This is a genomic window from Vibrio sp. nBUS_14 (assembly GCF_051201655.1).
In the GTDB taxonomy this organism is placed as follows: domain Bacteria; phylum Pseudomonadota; class Gammaproteobacteria; order Enterobacterales; family Vibrionaceae; genus Vibrio.
This window is the reverse complement of record NZ_CP179207.1, coordinates 1,327,127-1,340,955: the sequence shown is the minus strand read 5'-3', so window position 1 is coordinate 1,340,955 and position 13,829 is coordinate 1,327,127. Positions and strand designations below refer to the sequence as shown.

12 protein-coding genes and 2 pseudogenes are annotated in these 13,829 nt (G+C 42.3%); 10 read left to right on the top strand and 4 right to left on the bottom strand.

What is annotated here, in order from left to right; translation table 11 throughout:
- Positions 1-8: 8 nt before the first annotated feature.
- Positions 9-323: a DUF496 family protein gene (locus ACMAZD_RS23745; protein WP_017105326.1), complete on the bottom strand. Its 315-nt coding sequence runs from the start codon at positions 321-323 to the stop codon at positions 9-11.
- A gap of 195 nt (positions 324-518) precedes the next feature.
- Here ACMAZD_RS23745 and ACMAZD_RS23740 point away from each other — a divergent pair, with 195 nt between their 5' ends.
- The 5 genes from ACMAZD_RS23740 (at position 519) to luxQ (ending at position 5,732) form a co-directional block, all read left to right on the top strand.
- The gene (locus ACMAZD_RS23740) at positions 519-719 is read left to right on the top strand and encodes a hypothetical protein (RefSeq protein WP_017105325.1); all 201 of its coding nucleotides are present in this window, start codon (positions 519-521) and stop codon (positions 717-719) included.
- Positions 720-782: 63 nt separating this feature from the next.
- Positions 783-1,439, top strand: coding sequence for a YceH family protein (locus ACMAZD_RS23735; RefSeq protein ID WP_435249737.1), 657 nt, complete (start codon positions 783-785; stop codon positions 1,437-1,439).
- Complete coding sequence (locus ACMAZD_RS23730; protein WP_435249736.1) at positions 1,440-1,754, top strand: GIY-YIG nuclease family protein; 315 nt, start codon at positions 1,440-1,442, stop codon at positions 1,752-1,754.
- A gap of 307 nt (positions 1,755-2,061) precedes the next feature.
- Positions 2,062-3,156: a substrate-binding domain-containing protein gene (locus ACMAZD_RS23725; RefSeq protein ID WP_435249735.1), complete on the top strand. Its 1,095-nt coding sequence runs from the start codon at positions 2,062-2,064 to the stop codon at positions 3,154-3,156.
- Positions 3,156-5,732 (top strand): quorum-sensing autoinducer 2 sensor kinase/phosphatase LuxQ, encoded by a 2,577-nt coding sequence (luxQ, locus tag ACMAZD_RS23720; RefSeq protein ID WP_435249734.1) that lies wholly within the window; start codon positions 3,156-3,158, stop codon positions 5,730-5,732. The genes ACMAZD_RS23725 and luxQ overlap by 1 nt, the downstream gene beginning before the upstream one ends.
- Before the next feature lie 102 nt (positions 5,733-5,834).
- On the opposite strand, the pseudogene ACMAZD_RS23715 reads toward luxQ, so the two are convergent.
- A pseudogene (locus ACMAZD_RS23715) lies at positions 5,835-6,468 on the bottom strand (PilZ domain-containing protein).
- A gap of 220 nt (positions 6,469-6,688) precedes the next feature.
- Between ACMAZD_RS23715 and ACMAZD_RS23710 the strand changes: the two are divergent.
- Positions 6,689-7,039, top strand: a complete 351-nt coding sequence (locus ACMAZD_RS23710) for a HopJ type III effector protein (protein ID WP_017105319.1) — start codon at positions 6,689-6,691, stop codon at positions 7,037-7,039.
- Positions 7,040-7,127: 88 nt separating this feature from the next.
- Here the strand turns inward: ACMAZD_RS23710 and ACMAZD_RS23705 are convergent, their stop codons facing one another.
- Positions 7,128-7,436, bottom strand: coding sequence for a DUF1289 domain-containing protein (locus ACMAZD_RS23705; protein ID WP_435249733.1), 309 nt, complete (start codon positions 7,434-7,436; stop codon positions 7,128-7,130).
- Between the two features lie 159 nt (positions 7,437-7,595).
- On the opposite strand from ACMAZD_RS23705, the gene yegD reads away from it, so the two are divergent.
- The 4 genes and pseudogenes from yegD to ACMAZD_RS23685 all read left to right on the top strand — a co-directional run bounded on the left by yegD (position 7,596) and on the right by ACMAZD_RS23685 (position 11,640).
- Positions 7,596-8,948 (top strand): molecular chaperone, encoded by a 1,353-nt coding sequence (gene yegD / locus ACMAZD_RS23700; RefSeq protein WP_435249732.1) that lies wholly within the window; start codon positions 7,596-7,598, stop codon positions 8,946-8,948.
- Between the two features lie 333 nt (positions 8,949-9,281).
- Positions 9,282-9,865, top strand: a pseudogene (locus ACMAZD_RS23695) (hypothetical protein).
- Between the two features lie 362 nt (positions 9,866-10,227).
- Entirely contained in the window at positions 10,228-10,860 is a 633-nt protein-coding gene (locus ACMAZD_RS23690) for a fumarylacetoacetate hydrolase family protein (protein WP_435249731.1), read from the top strand.
- Positions 10,861-11,010: 150 nt separating this feature from the next.
- Positions 11,011-11,640, top strand: a complete 630-nt coding sequence (locus tag ACMAZD_RS23685; protein WP_017105314.1) for a LysE family translocator — start codon at positions 11,011-11,013, stop codon at positions 11,638-11,640.
- 119 nt (positions 11,641-11,759) lie between these two features.
- Here ACMAZD_RS23685 and ACMAZD_RS23680 read toward each other — a convergent pair whose 3' ends face one another.
- On the bottom strand, positions 11,760-13,484 hold the full coding sequence (locus tag ACMAZD_RS23680) for a phospho-sugar mutase (protein WP_435249730.1): 1,725 nt from the start codon (positions 13,482-13,484) through the stop codon (positions 11,760-11,762).
- Between the last annotated feature and the right edge of the window lie 345 nt (positions 13,485-13,829).

Genomic DNA, 13,829 nt, shown 5'->3' with positions numbered 1-13,829 from the left:
AGGTTAGATTATTTCTTACCTTGGATTTGCTTGTCTTCTTCTGTCAGTTCACGAATGCGACGGCTGATGTCACGGCGAGCTTTAGATATCTCTGCGCTCTTGATGATGTGGTCATCAACACGGTCTTCGTAGTCAGCTTTCATATTTTTGATAATGCCTAAGATTTCGTCATGAGTCATTTCTGGCTTGACGTAGTCAAGTAGGTTATCAAGAAGGTCGACACGCTTACGGTTGTCACGAACTTTCTTTTCGTTGTCTAAAAGTTCACGCTTAAGTTTGTTCTTGCGTCGTGCTTGGTTAACAATTTCAAATACGCTGCTCATAGATTCCTTTTCCTAATCGTCAAATACGTTGTCTGGTTCTGATTAAAGCACATCAGTTGGTGTTGTAACAGTCTTTAGATCAAAGCAAAAGTAAGGTTGTATAATTATTCGGCATTCTCGCTTAAGTGCGATTGTTTTTATCTAAGAGTTCAAGTTAGTATTCAGTATAGATACTTCATTGATACGAAATGTGAAATGAATCAACAACAATTAGAAACCGATGATCTGGTAGAGAGTGTTACCGAATCTTTAGCAGAACAAAGCAAGCTTCGAGAGGCGTATGTGAAAGAGCGTACTTACCTTGAAGTCGTGGAAATAGAGCTAAATCGTTCTAAAATCATAATGATTGATGAACAAGGCCGAAAGAAAAGAGTACCTATTTTGTCTGAGCACTAGTCATCATTGGCTGCATTCTTCAGTGTTGAGACGGATTAATCAAAATAATAAAAAGGAATAATGATGAACACAGTACTTTCCCTAATTGAAGCGAGAATTATCGGTTGTTTGATCGAGAAAGAAGTCACCACGCCTGATCATTATCCATTAACATTAAACAGCTTAACGACGGCATGTAATCAAAAAAGTAACCGTGAGCCTGTACTCTCTCTTTCTGAATCTGAAGTATTAGATGCCGTTGATGGATTAATAGCGCGTCGTTTAGTGAGTGACGAAAGCAGCTTTAATAGTCGTGTGAATAAGTATCAGCACCGCTTCTGCAATACTGAATTTGGTGATCTGCAATTTTCTGAGCAAGAGCGCGCGATCATCTGTTGTATGCTTCTTCGCGGCGCACAAACGCCTGGCGAACTGCGCACCAGAACTGGTCGTCTTGCAAATTTCAGCGATGTTAAGGAAGTGGAAGCAACGCTAGATAAATTAGCCGTAAGAGAAGCGGGTGCTTTAGTGGTTAAACTGCCACGTGAAGCGGGTAAACGTGAATCTCGTTACCAACATTTACTGAGTGGTGAAGTGGATGTTGAGTCATTTGCAACGGCGTCTGTAGGAGCTTCTCAACCAACCGCGAATAGCGGAAGACTTGAAGAGTTGGAAAACGAAGTCGCGAACCTGAAAGCGGAAGTTGCTGAGCTTAAAGAAATGGTTGAATCACTACTTTAGATGTCTAGCTTAGATAAAAATGCGGGTTGGGTGGTGTACTTGATCCGCAATCGTCATAACGCACTTTATTGCGGTGTAACGAATAATTTAGAACGCCGATTTGAACAACATCAAACCGGTAAAGGTGCAAAAGCCCTTAAAGGCAAAGGCCCACTTGAGCTAGTTTGGAGTTTTGATGTTAGGTCAAAAAGTGAGGCATTGAAAACCGAATACGCGATCAAACAATTACCTAAGCCTCTCAAAGAAAAACTGGTATCACTCAAACTAATCATTGAGTGGCAAGAAGATCAAATTCAATATATCGAAGTCTCATAATTCATAGCTAAAATGTTCGTTATTGATTAAATCTCAATATTGTATTTTCCTTATGAATCCGATTAAGTTATTGAATGTAAGGTGTAATTTTTTAGTTTCGGATTGACCTAAACGCATCGTAGAACTCACTGATTACAATCTTTCTTCCAAATTGACATATTGCACATTTAGAATGCTGTTCTAATTATAGTTAGGCGCTATCATTTATCATCGTTGTCCTACATAATATCTCTCAGCCATACAAAGATATGGTGTCATGCTAGGTTAAAAAATGAGCCAAAGTAGCTCATATAAAAACGAGAAAAATATGAAACGTTTACTGATGTTGTTGGGACTTGCCGTATTTTCTGCGTCCGCTCTCTCCCATGGTACCCATGTCCTCAATGGTTACTGGGAATACCAAGATTACCTTTCTAAATTTCCAGAGCAAAAAGCACTGACCGATAAAATGGTTGAGGCAGTGCAAGACTACCCCGTTCCGTTAAGAAAAATCCAAGTTGAACCCATCACAATCTCTGTGGTGTATCCGGGACAACAGATCTCAGATTATTGGGTTCGCAATATCGAAGCTTTCGAAAAAAGGCTCGATAGGCTGAGAATTAATTATCAGATCAATCAGGTCTTTACACGAGTTAATGCGGATATCACCCAGCAAAGTATTTCATTACAAGAAGCTATCGAAAACAAAACCGACTACTTGATTTTTACTCTCGATACCACTCGTCATCGTAAATTTATTGAACATGTTTTGACGTCAACGGATACCAAGTTGATTCTGCAAAATATCACTACACCAGTTCGAGCGTGGGCTGACAGACAGCCATTCATGTACGTGGGGTTCGACCATGCAACAGGTGGCTTAAAGCTGGCGGAGTACTTTAAGAATAACAGTAAATCAGACAGCCAATATTCGGTTTTGTACCGCTCAGAAGGCTATATCAGTGATGCTCGCGGTGATACTTTTATTCATGAAGTGAACACCGATACAAATTTCGCACTCAAGTCCTCCTTTTACACTAAGTCAGACAAAGAAAGCGGCTATCAAGCGGCGAAAATCAGCATAGAGAAAGATAAAGACCTAGACTTTATTTATGCATGTGCAACTGATGTGGCATTAGGTGCTGCAGATGCGATTCGTGAATCAGGCCGAGATATTCTTCTTAATGGTTGGGGAGGCGGTTCTGCCGAACTTGAAGCTATCGAAAGAGGTGATCTAGACGTGACTGTGATGCGGATGAATGATGACACTGGCATTGCGATGGCAGAAGCCATTAAATGGGATCTGGCTGGTTTAGAAGTGCCTACCGTATATTCAGGTGATTTTGAATTGGTCACCAAAGAAGATTCTCCCGAACGTATTTCTGAACTCAAACAGCGGGCATTTAGATACTCAGGTCAATAATGAAGAAAAGCTACGCCAGTACACCGAGAAACACTCTAGCCAAATTAATTACCCGTATTGTTATTTTAGTGATAGGGGTTATGGCGCTTGGCGTGCTTATTCATAATTATGAGACCAGCAGTAGTATTGTAAAGCAAGAAACGAACCGGACGGTTCAGCAGACTTCTAGCTTGATACAGAACATGTTTGATTACCGTTTGTCGGTATTACAGATTAATCAAGACAGTAGTTCGCACAGTGCGGTGTTGAGACAATACTTTGATAGTAATGATGAAGAAGCGCTGAGTTATTTTTTCTTTGGTGTTGACCAGCGTGAACCGAATCATGCCCCAGATTTACGCTTTGTCGCGACTCACGATGGTGTCGTTTGGGACGATGGTAACGGTCGGTTTTACGGTTTGGATCACACCAATCTGGAAAATATTTCTGATGAGGTCGCATTCAGCAGTAATTGGCATTTTTTAAAGTTGACGACGGAGATAGGAGATCGCCACCTGTTGGCTCGACGCACGCCAGTCGTTGATAACGAAACGGGTGAGGTTCTGGGACAATTGTATATCGCGATTGTGTTGGATAATAACTTCTCCCTCGCAGAATCGATTCAACAGGGAAGCAATTGCGAAAACATTGTTATCGAGGCGCACGGTACGCCTGTTACCTCTACATTCAGTGGGGATGAAAGTTATACGCTCACGGATATCCTCAATTACAAACAGCATGATCAACTCCCTAGTCACTTTGTGAGCATCGCGACGATTAAGATCAATGCGGTCGATACGCCACTCATTATCCGCGCCGTGCAAAAGAACACTAACTTTATTGCGTTAGAAGAAAACTACGAGCGTGCAATCATTGTCGTCGTTGTAGTGATCATACTCGTATCCTTCTTCGCTAAAGCTTGGATTCAGAGAAAGGTCGCGGCTGAACTCGATAAGTTAATGGACTTTACTCGCTCAGCAAGTGGCAGCGAAGACTACAACAAATTTGATGGCTCAAACATCTTCGAATTCCACCATATTGGTTGCACGTTAGAAGATACTTTTGAACGGCTGTCTGAACAAAACCAAAAATTCCAAGACCTGTTTAACTTTGCTCATTCACCGATATTGGTTTGGTCTGACAAAGGCGATTTGATTCAGATGAATCCGGCTGCTCGAATGGCCCTGTTTGATGAAGATAATAGCTATGGTGTGATTGCTCAGGAGTTTGAGCAACGGATGCTGCCTAATATTCAGATGGTGGTCCAAGGATCAAAGCTGACGGGTATTAACGTCCCAATCGGAGATAAGGTGTTTCGCTGGAATATGTCGGCAATTCGAGTAGAGCACGGCATTACGGGTGTAGTGGTTCAAGGGCAAGATATCACCAAGCTAATAGAAGCAGAGCGACAAGCCGATCGTGCTCGTGAAGAGGCTGAATACCTTGCGAATGTGCGTGCCGATTTCTTAGCCAAGATGAGCCACGAGATTCGAACTCCGTTAAACGGTATTCTCGGCGTCTCTCAGCTAATGAAACGCTCAGTACAGAGTGAAGACAATCGAGACCAGGTCGATGTACTTTGTAATAGTGCGGAACACCTACTTGCGGTGCTTAACGATATTTTGGATTTTTCTAAAATAGAGCAGGGACAGTTTAATATTCAAAAGAAAAACTTCCGCTTAGCTGAGCTCGTTAACACGCTAGACAGCATCTATCGTCCGTTGTGTGAAGATAAGTCGGTCGTTTTTTGTATCGATAACCATTTGGCGAATGATATTGAAATAAGCACCGACCAAGTGCGCCTTAATCAGATCATGTTTAACTTGTTGAGCAATGCTCTTAAGTTTACTCATCAAGGACGTATTTCGGTGAGTTTCGAACTTGAAAGCATTTTTAATTCAGACCAAGCGAGCTTGATTGTTCGGGTTAAAGATACCGGTATTGGTATTGATGGCAGTAAAATTGATGCTGTTTTTGAACCTTTTGTTCAGGAAGATGAGACCACAACCCGTGAGTATGGCGGCACCGGTTTAGGACTTACCATCGTTAAGAACCTTGTCGATATGCTAGAAGGTGATATTCAAGTGCGAAGCGCTAAAGGTGAAGGATCTGAGTTTGTCATCGAGATCCCTGTAGAGCTATCTTCACAGCCATCATTAGGTTCTCCGCAGCAACCTCACATTGATCCTCATGCGCTATTTAGCCACTCCTTTAAAGTATTGCTGGTGGAAGACAACCACACGAACGCGTTTATTGCACAAGCTTTCTGTAAGAAGTATGGGATGGCCGTGACTTGGGCTAAAGATGGTTTAGAAGCGATAGAGTTGGGGAAAGCAGAGGTGTTTGATCTCATCTTAATGGATAACCAACTGCCGAACTTAGGTGGCGTAGAAACAACTCAGCAATTAAGAAGTGAAATTGGAATCTCAACACCGATTTATGCCTGTACAGCTGACGCACAACAATCGACACGAGAAAGCTTTATGGCGGCTGGAGCCAACTATGTAATTGTTAAGCCGATCAAAGAGGAATCGTTGCACCAAGCTTTTGTGCATTTCAAAAACGTTTACTCAGGTGACATGGATCAACCGAGCTAATCAATAAAGCTAACTAATCAACCAACTAAGCAAAGCCGAGTTTCTCATTACGATGAAAGTGAGATTGTGATAAAGACAAGGTCGAATAGCGTGTTCTTGTCTTTATAAAGAACCTGCAGTAAAAGCTTGCTCTAACAGTAACGTTCTCAATTCATCGTTCATCTCTATATGTTCAGGGAACTGTATTCCCAAAAACCAACCTTGGCCTTGTCGTTTTTTACTCACTACCTTGTAGACAAGTTCGCCATCTAAGTACTCACTCAAGATCAAGCTGGCCTTAATCTTCCAGCCGATATCGATATCCGATTGCTGGGTAAGATAGATGCCGCAGCCTGATGCAGAAAAATCCACTAAAATGCATCCAATGACAAGGTATCAAAGGTGACTTCACATTCCAGTCGTACCTTCTATCTTTCGTGCTAGCGAATGGGTTTGGTTGCAAAGCTTGAGGGTGGAAGAGGGAAGGTAAGGTGTGCAGGCGAGGTGATATGAGCCAGTACATTAGTCTTAAATGCGACAATGTGACCAAGCTCGGTATCGGTAATAGCATGAACAATGATATAGACATTATTAAGCTTTCTTAGCGTTAATGCTTCCGTTGCTTTTGTGAAAGCTCCGGAATCAAGTACTGATCTTGTCTGTGTCCGATGTAAAGCGTGCTTATCTGAATTGAGTCATCTAGGCCAAATTCCAACACACCTGCTGTTCTTGTACCGGGTTTTAGGTATCTGAACAGTTCTAAGTTTTAATCTTTATGCATATTTTTCAATGAACAACGTTAATCATCTGTTCAAATAATATAACGGCCTGATAAATGTATGTCATTAGTTTCATTTAAGTAATTGTAAGAGTTGAGTCAAAAAGTGAATGGCTTTCCAAAACGAAAACTCGCTTACTCTTACCTCAAAACACGATACACTGTTGTCGTTAATCATGTACTGATGGAGAAATATTAAATGGAACTGGAAACTTTACTCAATGCGCTGACTCAAGCCCCAGAAAGCATTCAATTTGAAGATACAATGCAGGTGATTGAGGCGAACTATGACTTTTCTGAGAGTGAGTTTCGTAATGGTGATGTAGTAAATGTTGTGGGACAGAACAATGGCTCGTGTAAGATTTTTGCATTTGGTTTAGCTCAAGATCTTTCTCCCGAGCAAACACTGGCTTGTTTTGGGCAGTTTTATCGCAATGATGTATTAGGTTTTCCTGAGAGTACCGACCATCAAAACATTCGTAACTTTATGGTTCATGGTTGGAGTGGTGTGCAGTTTTCCCAGCCGGCATTGATTGCGAAAACAAAGTAAACACGTACTAGGCTAACATTCGTATTCTGAAGCGAGAAAATAGTATCTCGCTTCTTTTATGTTCTCGATGTTGAGACAGGTCTACTCTCTATTGAATAGGCAATGCAGTTAAGCACTTGCGACACATACAAACACCACCTTTAGGGATACTGCTAGTATCGCGTTTTTCTAGCTCAAAGCACCAACAGGTTTCTTTTCCTGCGCTGATATCACACTGAGCAGGGGCATTACACTGTGGGCACTGATGAGTTGAAGTCGCACCGCTGAGGCTATCCATCACCGAACCTCTTTCAATTTCAGACAAGCCTTTCCAACCGATAATCTCATCCATCGTTCTGTGGCAGCCGCTGCATATGCCACCATTATTTTTACAAGCCGCTAAGCAAGGTGTTTTCATCTATCTGACCCGTCATTCATTTGTGCTGAAATGTAGCACATTTGTTTCTTCTTGAAGAGCCGTTAAACTAAGAAATTACTCAGTTAAATTGAGAAAGGACCTCGTAATTTTTAGCCTTTTCATGTAGCATCTCGCCCCTTTTGTTGAGTGGGGGATATTGTGTTTATTGGATTTGATTATGGAACAGCTAACTGTTCCGTTGCAGCTATGGTTGATGGAGAGCCAAGCTTGTTGCCGTTAGAAGGTAAGAGTCATTATATTCCCTCAACCGTGTTTGCACCGACTCGAGAAAGTGTTTCTGAGCATTTATTCCGTCACTTAAACATCAAGCCCAGTGATACAATCGGTGAGCAGGTGTTGCGACGCGCGATTGCATTGAACCGTGAAGAGAGTATTGATCTTGCGCCGGAAGACATGGCATTTGGTCAAGCAGCGTTGAACCTCTATTTAGAAGACCCACGTGACGTTTATTATGTTAAGTCCCCGAAGTCTTTCCTTGGTGCTAAAGGCTTACATGATGTTCAGGTGAGCTTCTTCGAAGATTTAGTGTGCGCCATGATGGCGAATATTAAAAATCAAGCCGAGCTTACGACCCAAGAGCAAATCAAACAAGCTGTTATCGGTCGACCTATCAACTTCCATGGACGTGGTGGGGAAGAAGCAAACAGACAAGCTGAACATATTTTGTCTCGCGCAGCGAAGCGTGCTGGCTTTCAAGATATCGCGTTTCAGTTTGAACCCGTTGCTGCGGGACTTGATTATGAAAGCACACTGACTCAAAATCAAACTGTCTTAGTTGTCGATATTGGTGGTGGTACGACGGATTGCTCATTACTTGAAATGGGACCGACCTGGTCGGGTAAAGCGGATCGAACTCAGAGCCTATTGGCACACAGTGGCCAGCGAGTCGGGGGTAATGACCTCGACATCTATCTTGCTTTCAGACAATTGATGTCGCCTTTTGGCATCGGCAGTAAAGGGATTTCTGGTATCGATATGCCGTTGACCCAGTTCTGGAATCCGATCGCAATCAATAACGTTGAAGCTCAGAAGAATTTTTATTCTCGAGAAAACCTTGCAGCTTTGAAGCTACTTCGTAAAGAAGCGGCAGAGCCACAAAAGTTGGATCGCTTGATGAAGGTTTATCACGACACGTTAGGCTACAGTATTGTGCGCAGAGCGGAAGAAGCTAAAATTGCGTTGGCAGAGTGCGCTCAATATCGAGCTGCGATTAATGTTGCTTCTGAGCTAGTAGAGGTCGACATCTCAGTTGAGCAGATGGTGGATGCGATCGAAACTCCGAAATCTAAAATGATTGAGTTGGTGAAAGAAGCAATCCTACAAGGCCAGAAAAAGCCAGACGTTATCTATATGACTGGAGGCTCTGCTCGTTCTCCAATACTGCGTAAAGCTGTAGAGCAAGCTGTGCCGAATGTTTCAATCGTAAGTGGAAACTATTTCGGTTCGGTAACGGCAGGTTTGGCACGTTGGGCTGAGGTGTGCTTTAAATAAATCCGTTCCATAAAACAATACGTTAAGTAATTTATAAGGGTAATGAGTCTTGGGCTGATTACCCTTTTTTGTATCCAGTGTTTGTATGGGTACTTAAAGATCTACTTTGAATTCGAAGTACGGGGATTATTTTACGCCTTTAAATATTTCCAGCGGGTTCTAAATGTTACAGGATGTTTATTTGCCACTGTGGGTTATTTGATAGTCTGATGAGTTTATTTTTAATGCAACTTTTTCGATATTCATAGATTAGTGTTTTCCTACTTGTTAAATTCAGGTAACAACTTCTCCGTAAGTACGAGGTTGTTGGTGAATAACTCACCCAGTTACATAATGAATAAGAAACTTTTAGCGCTAGAAATTTCTGGTGCAGTATTTGGTACACAGGCAGTTGCAGTTGAGCTTTACAACGAAGACGGCACAACATTCTCAGTTGCAGTTGGTGATCTAAACAGCGATGACCGTCTAGGTAGTGATGATATTGGTGTTGAGTCTGTTTCTCCACGTATCAACTTCAGTGCAACTCATGAACTTGATAACGGTTTCACTGCTGACGCTAAAGGTGAATGGGCTCTAAACATACTTGACGGCGCTGAAGGTTTTTACCTTGCTGGTGTATACGCAATGAACAACTACATGAACTCTGGTAATAACCAGATTCTTGAAGACTCAGTTGCTATTGAATTGCTAGCATCTTACGCACTTTCAAACAGCCTTAACCTAAGCGTTAACTACGAAGTGATAGAAGACGACAAGAAGAGCGAAACAGTATTCAGCACAACTGCTCTACAAGCTGAATACAACTTTACTTCTCAGTTCGTAGGCTTTGCTGGTTACCAATTCGATCTACAAGGTTCTGGCGTTTACAAAGAAAAGCTGACGACCAATGGCTAATGGGTGCTCGTTACTACCTATAAGTCGCAGACTGATTTAGCATAGTGTTTACTCCTTAAACTTACCTTTTAGGATACAGTCCTAGACACCATGCTAAGCCCTCTCCGATCTTTTGATTGGAGAGGGTATTTTTCGTTTTGTGCTACGTAAAATACAATCAATACAATCCTGTGATTAGAGCTCTCAATTTATCGAGTTGTTCGAAATTAGTGATTTTTCACCTCAAGTGTTAAAGGCTCATTTGCATCGATAACCGTCTAAAATTAGCCAAATCAACAAATTGAGCTCAAGATCAGAAATTTGAACTTCGCCACCATCTTGTCAAAGATTCTATCTTTATGATGCGTTAAACTCTGAACTCCTAAAAATAGTTCAGGGATAAACTATGAGCAGCGTTGTAGATCAAGAACAGTTGATGAATTCCAAGCGAACTGCAGTACCAACAAAAGTATTATGTGTTGGGCGCAATTACGTGGACCATATTGAAGAACTCAACAATGCTATCCCTGACGCTATGGTTGTTTTCAACAAACCGAGTACCAGCGTTACCTCCTCTCTATCTTCATTCCACCAAGAAGCACTGCATTACGAAGCTGAAATCTGCTTCATTGTTGAAAACGGTCAATATTCTGCAGTAGGGCTAGGGTTAGATCTCACTAAACGAGAGCTACAAAGCCATTTAAAATCGAAAGGCTTACCTTGGGAGCGCGCTAAGGCGTTTGATGGATCAGCCGTTTTTAGTCGCTTTGTTCCAACTGATAACTTAGACCTTGCAGACTTGAATCTAGAGTTGTTTATTAACTGTGTTCGTGTTCAGAAAGGACATGTTGAGCAAATGCTGTACTCGCCTTCGGCTGTCTTGGAAGAACTCTCGTCTTATACCACTCTGCTAGACGGTGATGTGGTGATGACGGGCACTCCAAAGGGTGTTGGTGAAGTTCATCGAGGTGACATATTCCTTGGTCGTCTAAAGTGCGGTGAAGCTACATTGATTGAAATCGAATGGGTCGCGAGCTAGTTAGTCTGATTTTTGCAGTTAATAAATTGGCTTCATTGATAAATAGTGGTATTTAATTCGAAATAATTCGCTCATGACAACTGATTACATCTAGAAGGGGGTTGGTAATTGATATAAAATCCGCTTCCGTTTTTATCAATACTGAAACTCATGATCGATTTAGCTATATTACCTGTCTACCTTACTGCCGTTGTCGCACTTCTTCTTTTACCTGGCCCAGATATGCTATTGATTGCCAGCTCTAGTATGAGTTATGGCCGAAAAGTCGGTGTGTTTGCAAGTCTAGGAAATGCAACCTCTGGGATTATTCTGACGGTATTGGCAGCCATGGGTGTATCGGCGCTGATCGCCATGAGTCCTATTGCCTTAAAAGCCCTGAATTTATTGGGTGGCGCTTATCTATTGAAGATGGGTTGGGATTGCCTGCGAACTGAGCAGGGCAATGCGCCAGAACTCAGCGATAATTCTGCCGCGAAAACCTATTACCAAAGAGCATTGATTAGCAACTTGCTTAATCCGAAGGCTCTGATTTTCTTCGTTATGTTCTTACCTCAGTTTGTGTCTACCAATATTGAAGCTACATCGGGTGAGCAGATGTTGATGCTCGGTTTATTACTAAATGTTCTAGGTTTAACATTCAACTTCTTGTTGGTTGCTTTAGTGGGTACGGTTGGTAAGTCTCTTGTTGAAAACGCAAAGTTTCGAACTTATCAACAGAAGGTGATGGGCGCTGTATTCATTGTGCTTGCGATTTGGATGCTATCTTCCTTCATCGGTTAGTTGCATTGTAAATAAGACGAAAAATGGACGCGAATGAGCGTCCGTTTTTGTTTTGATGGTTTGTATGTTTAACCGACTACTTTATCCAGTAGTTATAAGCTTCACATTGAGTTGTAACCTTAAGCACTGAGCTCTTGCTGGTGTTGTTCAATCAAGTTATTTGTATACTCTTCTCCACGTTGACGAGCTTCATCGTACGTTTCTGAACCCTCAAACTTTGTCACTGTCTCATAATAAACTTTTACTTTTGGTTCTGTGCCAGACGGTCGAACGATAATTCGAGAACCATCCTCCAAGTGATAAATCAATACGTCACTCGTTGGTAAGTTAATGGTTTCAGTATCGCCACCAACGATGTATCGTAAAGAAGATTGCAGATCTTCAATTACCGAGACAGTTACGCCACCAATGGTTTTAGGTTGTGCCGATCTCAGTTTTGAACCTATCGACGGTGAATCCGGATCAAGGGCGATACTGCGTTGAGCATTGGTATGGACACCGTGTTCCAAAGAAATTTGAGCAAGAAGATCCCAAACGGTCCGACCTTGAGATTTCAACTCTTCAACCAGTTGAGCAAATACTACCAGTGCAGAAAGCCCGTCTTTATCGCGAACTTGAGTACCAATCGTGTAGCCCAGTGCTTCTTCGTAGGCAAACAAGAACTCATTCTGTTCATCTTCCAGCTGCATCCCGATATTCGCTAACCATTTGAAGCCAGTCAGTGTTTGAAAATAGGTAGCACCATGAGAGTTAGCGACTTTTTCGAGCAAGGTCGAAGAGACAATACTGTTGCCAACTAATTGGTTTTTGATATGAGGCTTCGAAAGCAAGTAATGAGCAAATAACACACCGACTTGATCACCGGTCAGCATCTTATAGGAAGCATCATCGGTTCTAACTGTATCATCGGCTTTAACGGCAACGGCGAATCGGTCTGCATCCGGATCGTTGGCGCAAGCGATGTCGGCATCGACACTTTTCGCCAGATTGACGACGAGATCCATCGCGCCTTTTTCTTCTGGGTTGGGGAAGTTGACCGTCGGGAAGTGGCCATCGGGCTCTCTTTGTTCCGCCACGCTGAATACTTTATGGAATCCACCGTCGTGCAGAAGATCTTCTGCCATTTGTGCACCGACACCATGCATTGCCGTGTAGGTCACGGTAGTATGTGCTGAATCGATGTCGTTACGTACATAAGGGCTTTGATTAATTGCAGCGCGATAAGTTTGGTAGTAACCCTCGGTTAACCAAACTAAGTTCCCTTGCTTTTCCGCGTCACTGAGGCTGATTAGTGGGATTGGTTTGGTTGACGCGACGTCAATCTCATCGGCGATGCCCGCATCGTGTGGTGGAATGATTTGAGCTCCATTCTCCCAATAGACCTTAAACCCATTATATTCAGGTGGGTTGTGGCTGGCTGTAACAACGACAGCGGCAGCTGCGTTGAAGTGTTCAATACCAAAGGCAACAATGGGTGTCGCTGCGACGTTTTCGGTCAAATAAACCTTAATACCTAAGGCCGTCAGTACCGAAGCGGTATCGATGGCGAATTGTTTAGAATCTAGACGTCCGTCATAACCTACCACTACACCACGAATAGCTGCATTGGCGACATGTTGAATTAAGTAATGACCAAGCCCCGTCGCCGTTTCTTGTATTACCAAACGGTTCATTCTATTTGGGCCGCATCCTACTTTGCCGCGCAGGCCTGCAGTGCCGAATTCTAATCGTTGTGTAAAACGATCTTCGAGCTCGGCGTGCATTTTCTTATCGATCAGATGTTGAAGCTCTTCACGAGTTCTTGGATCTGGGTCTCTCGCTAACCAGTTCATAGCATCTTGCATAATCACTAAACCTTTTAATGTCGGGATGACTTACTGTTGACTTAACTTAAGTGATATTGATTATTATTTCTATTAAGGCAATCGTAAAACTCAATTTAAAATAAATTCCAACGGCAAGGTAAGAAGAAGGGCTTATAGGTCAAGCGACTTCAAATAATTGACTGTTTAGTAAGTAAACTTACCTTGAACAATTGGATATCACTAACTAGCCTTTTACATAAATATAACAAAAACCAACAATTTCGTCGTATTTGAATCTTTGGTTAAAACCTTGAACGTTTTTGAACCGTATAAGTTCGTATGATTTTTGATACGAACTGGCGAGTTGAGGTTAAACGCTACGTG

Excerpts from the sequence above, each read along its gene's own strand:
- ACMAZD_RS23745 (WP_017105326.1), bottom strand. The coding sequence starts at position 323 with ATGAGCAGCGTATTTGAAATTGTTAACCAAGCACGACGCAAGAACAAA.
- ACMAZD_RS23740 (WP_017105325.1), top strand. The coding sequence starts at position 519 with ATGAATCAACAACAATTAGAAACCGATGATCTGGTAGAGAGTGTTACC.
- ACMAZD_RS23735 (WP_435249737.1), top strand. The coding sequence starts at position 783 with ATGAACACAGTACTTTCCCTAATTGAAGCGAGAATTATCGGTTGTTTG.
- ACMAZD_RS23730 (WP_435249736.1), top strand. The coding sequence starts at position 1,440 with ATGTCTAGCTTAGATAAAAATGCGGGTTGGGTGGTGTACTTGATCCGC.
- ACMAZD_RS23725 (WP_435249735.1), top strand. The coding sequence starts at position 2,062 with ATGAAACGTTTACTGATGTTGTTGGGACTTGCCGTATTTTCTGCGTCC.
- luxQ (WP_435249734.1), top strand. The coding sequence starts at position 3,156 with ATGAAGAAAAGCTACGCCAGTACACCGAGAAACACTCTAGCCAAATTA.
- ACMAZD_RS23710 (WP_017105319.1), top strand. The coding sequence starts at position 6,689 with ATGGAACTGGAAACTTTACTCAATGCGCTGACTCAAGCCCCAGAAAGC.
- ACMAZD_RS23705 (WP_435249733.1), bottom strand. The coding sequence starts at position 7,436 with ATGAAAACACCTTGCTTAGCGGCTTGTAAAAATAATGGTGGCATATGC.
- ACMAZD_RS23690 (WP_435249731.1), top strand. The coding sequence starts at position 10,228 with ATGAGCAGCGTTGTAGATCAAGAACAGTTGATGAATTCCAAGCGAACT.
- ACMAZD_RS23685 (WP_017105314.1), top strand. The coding sequence starts at position 11,011 with ATGATCGATTTAGCTATATTACCTGTCTACCTTACTGCCGTTGTCGCA.
- ACMAZD_RS23680 (WP_435249730.1), bottom strand. The coding sequence starts at position 13,484 with ATGCAAGATGCTATGAACTGGTTAGCGAGAGACCCAGATCCAAGAACT.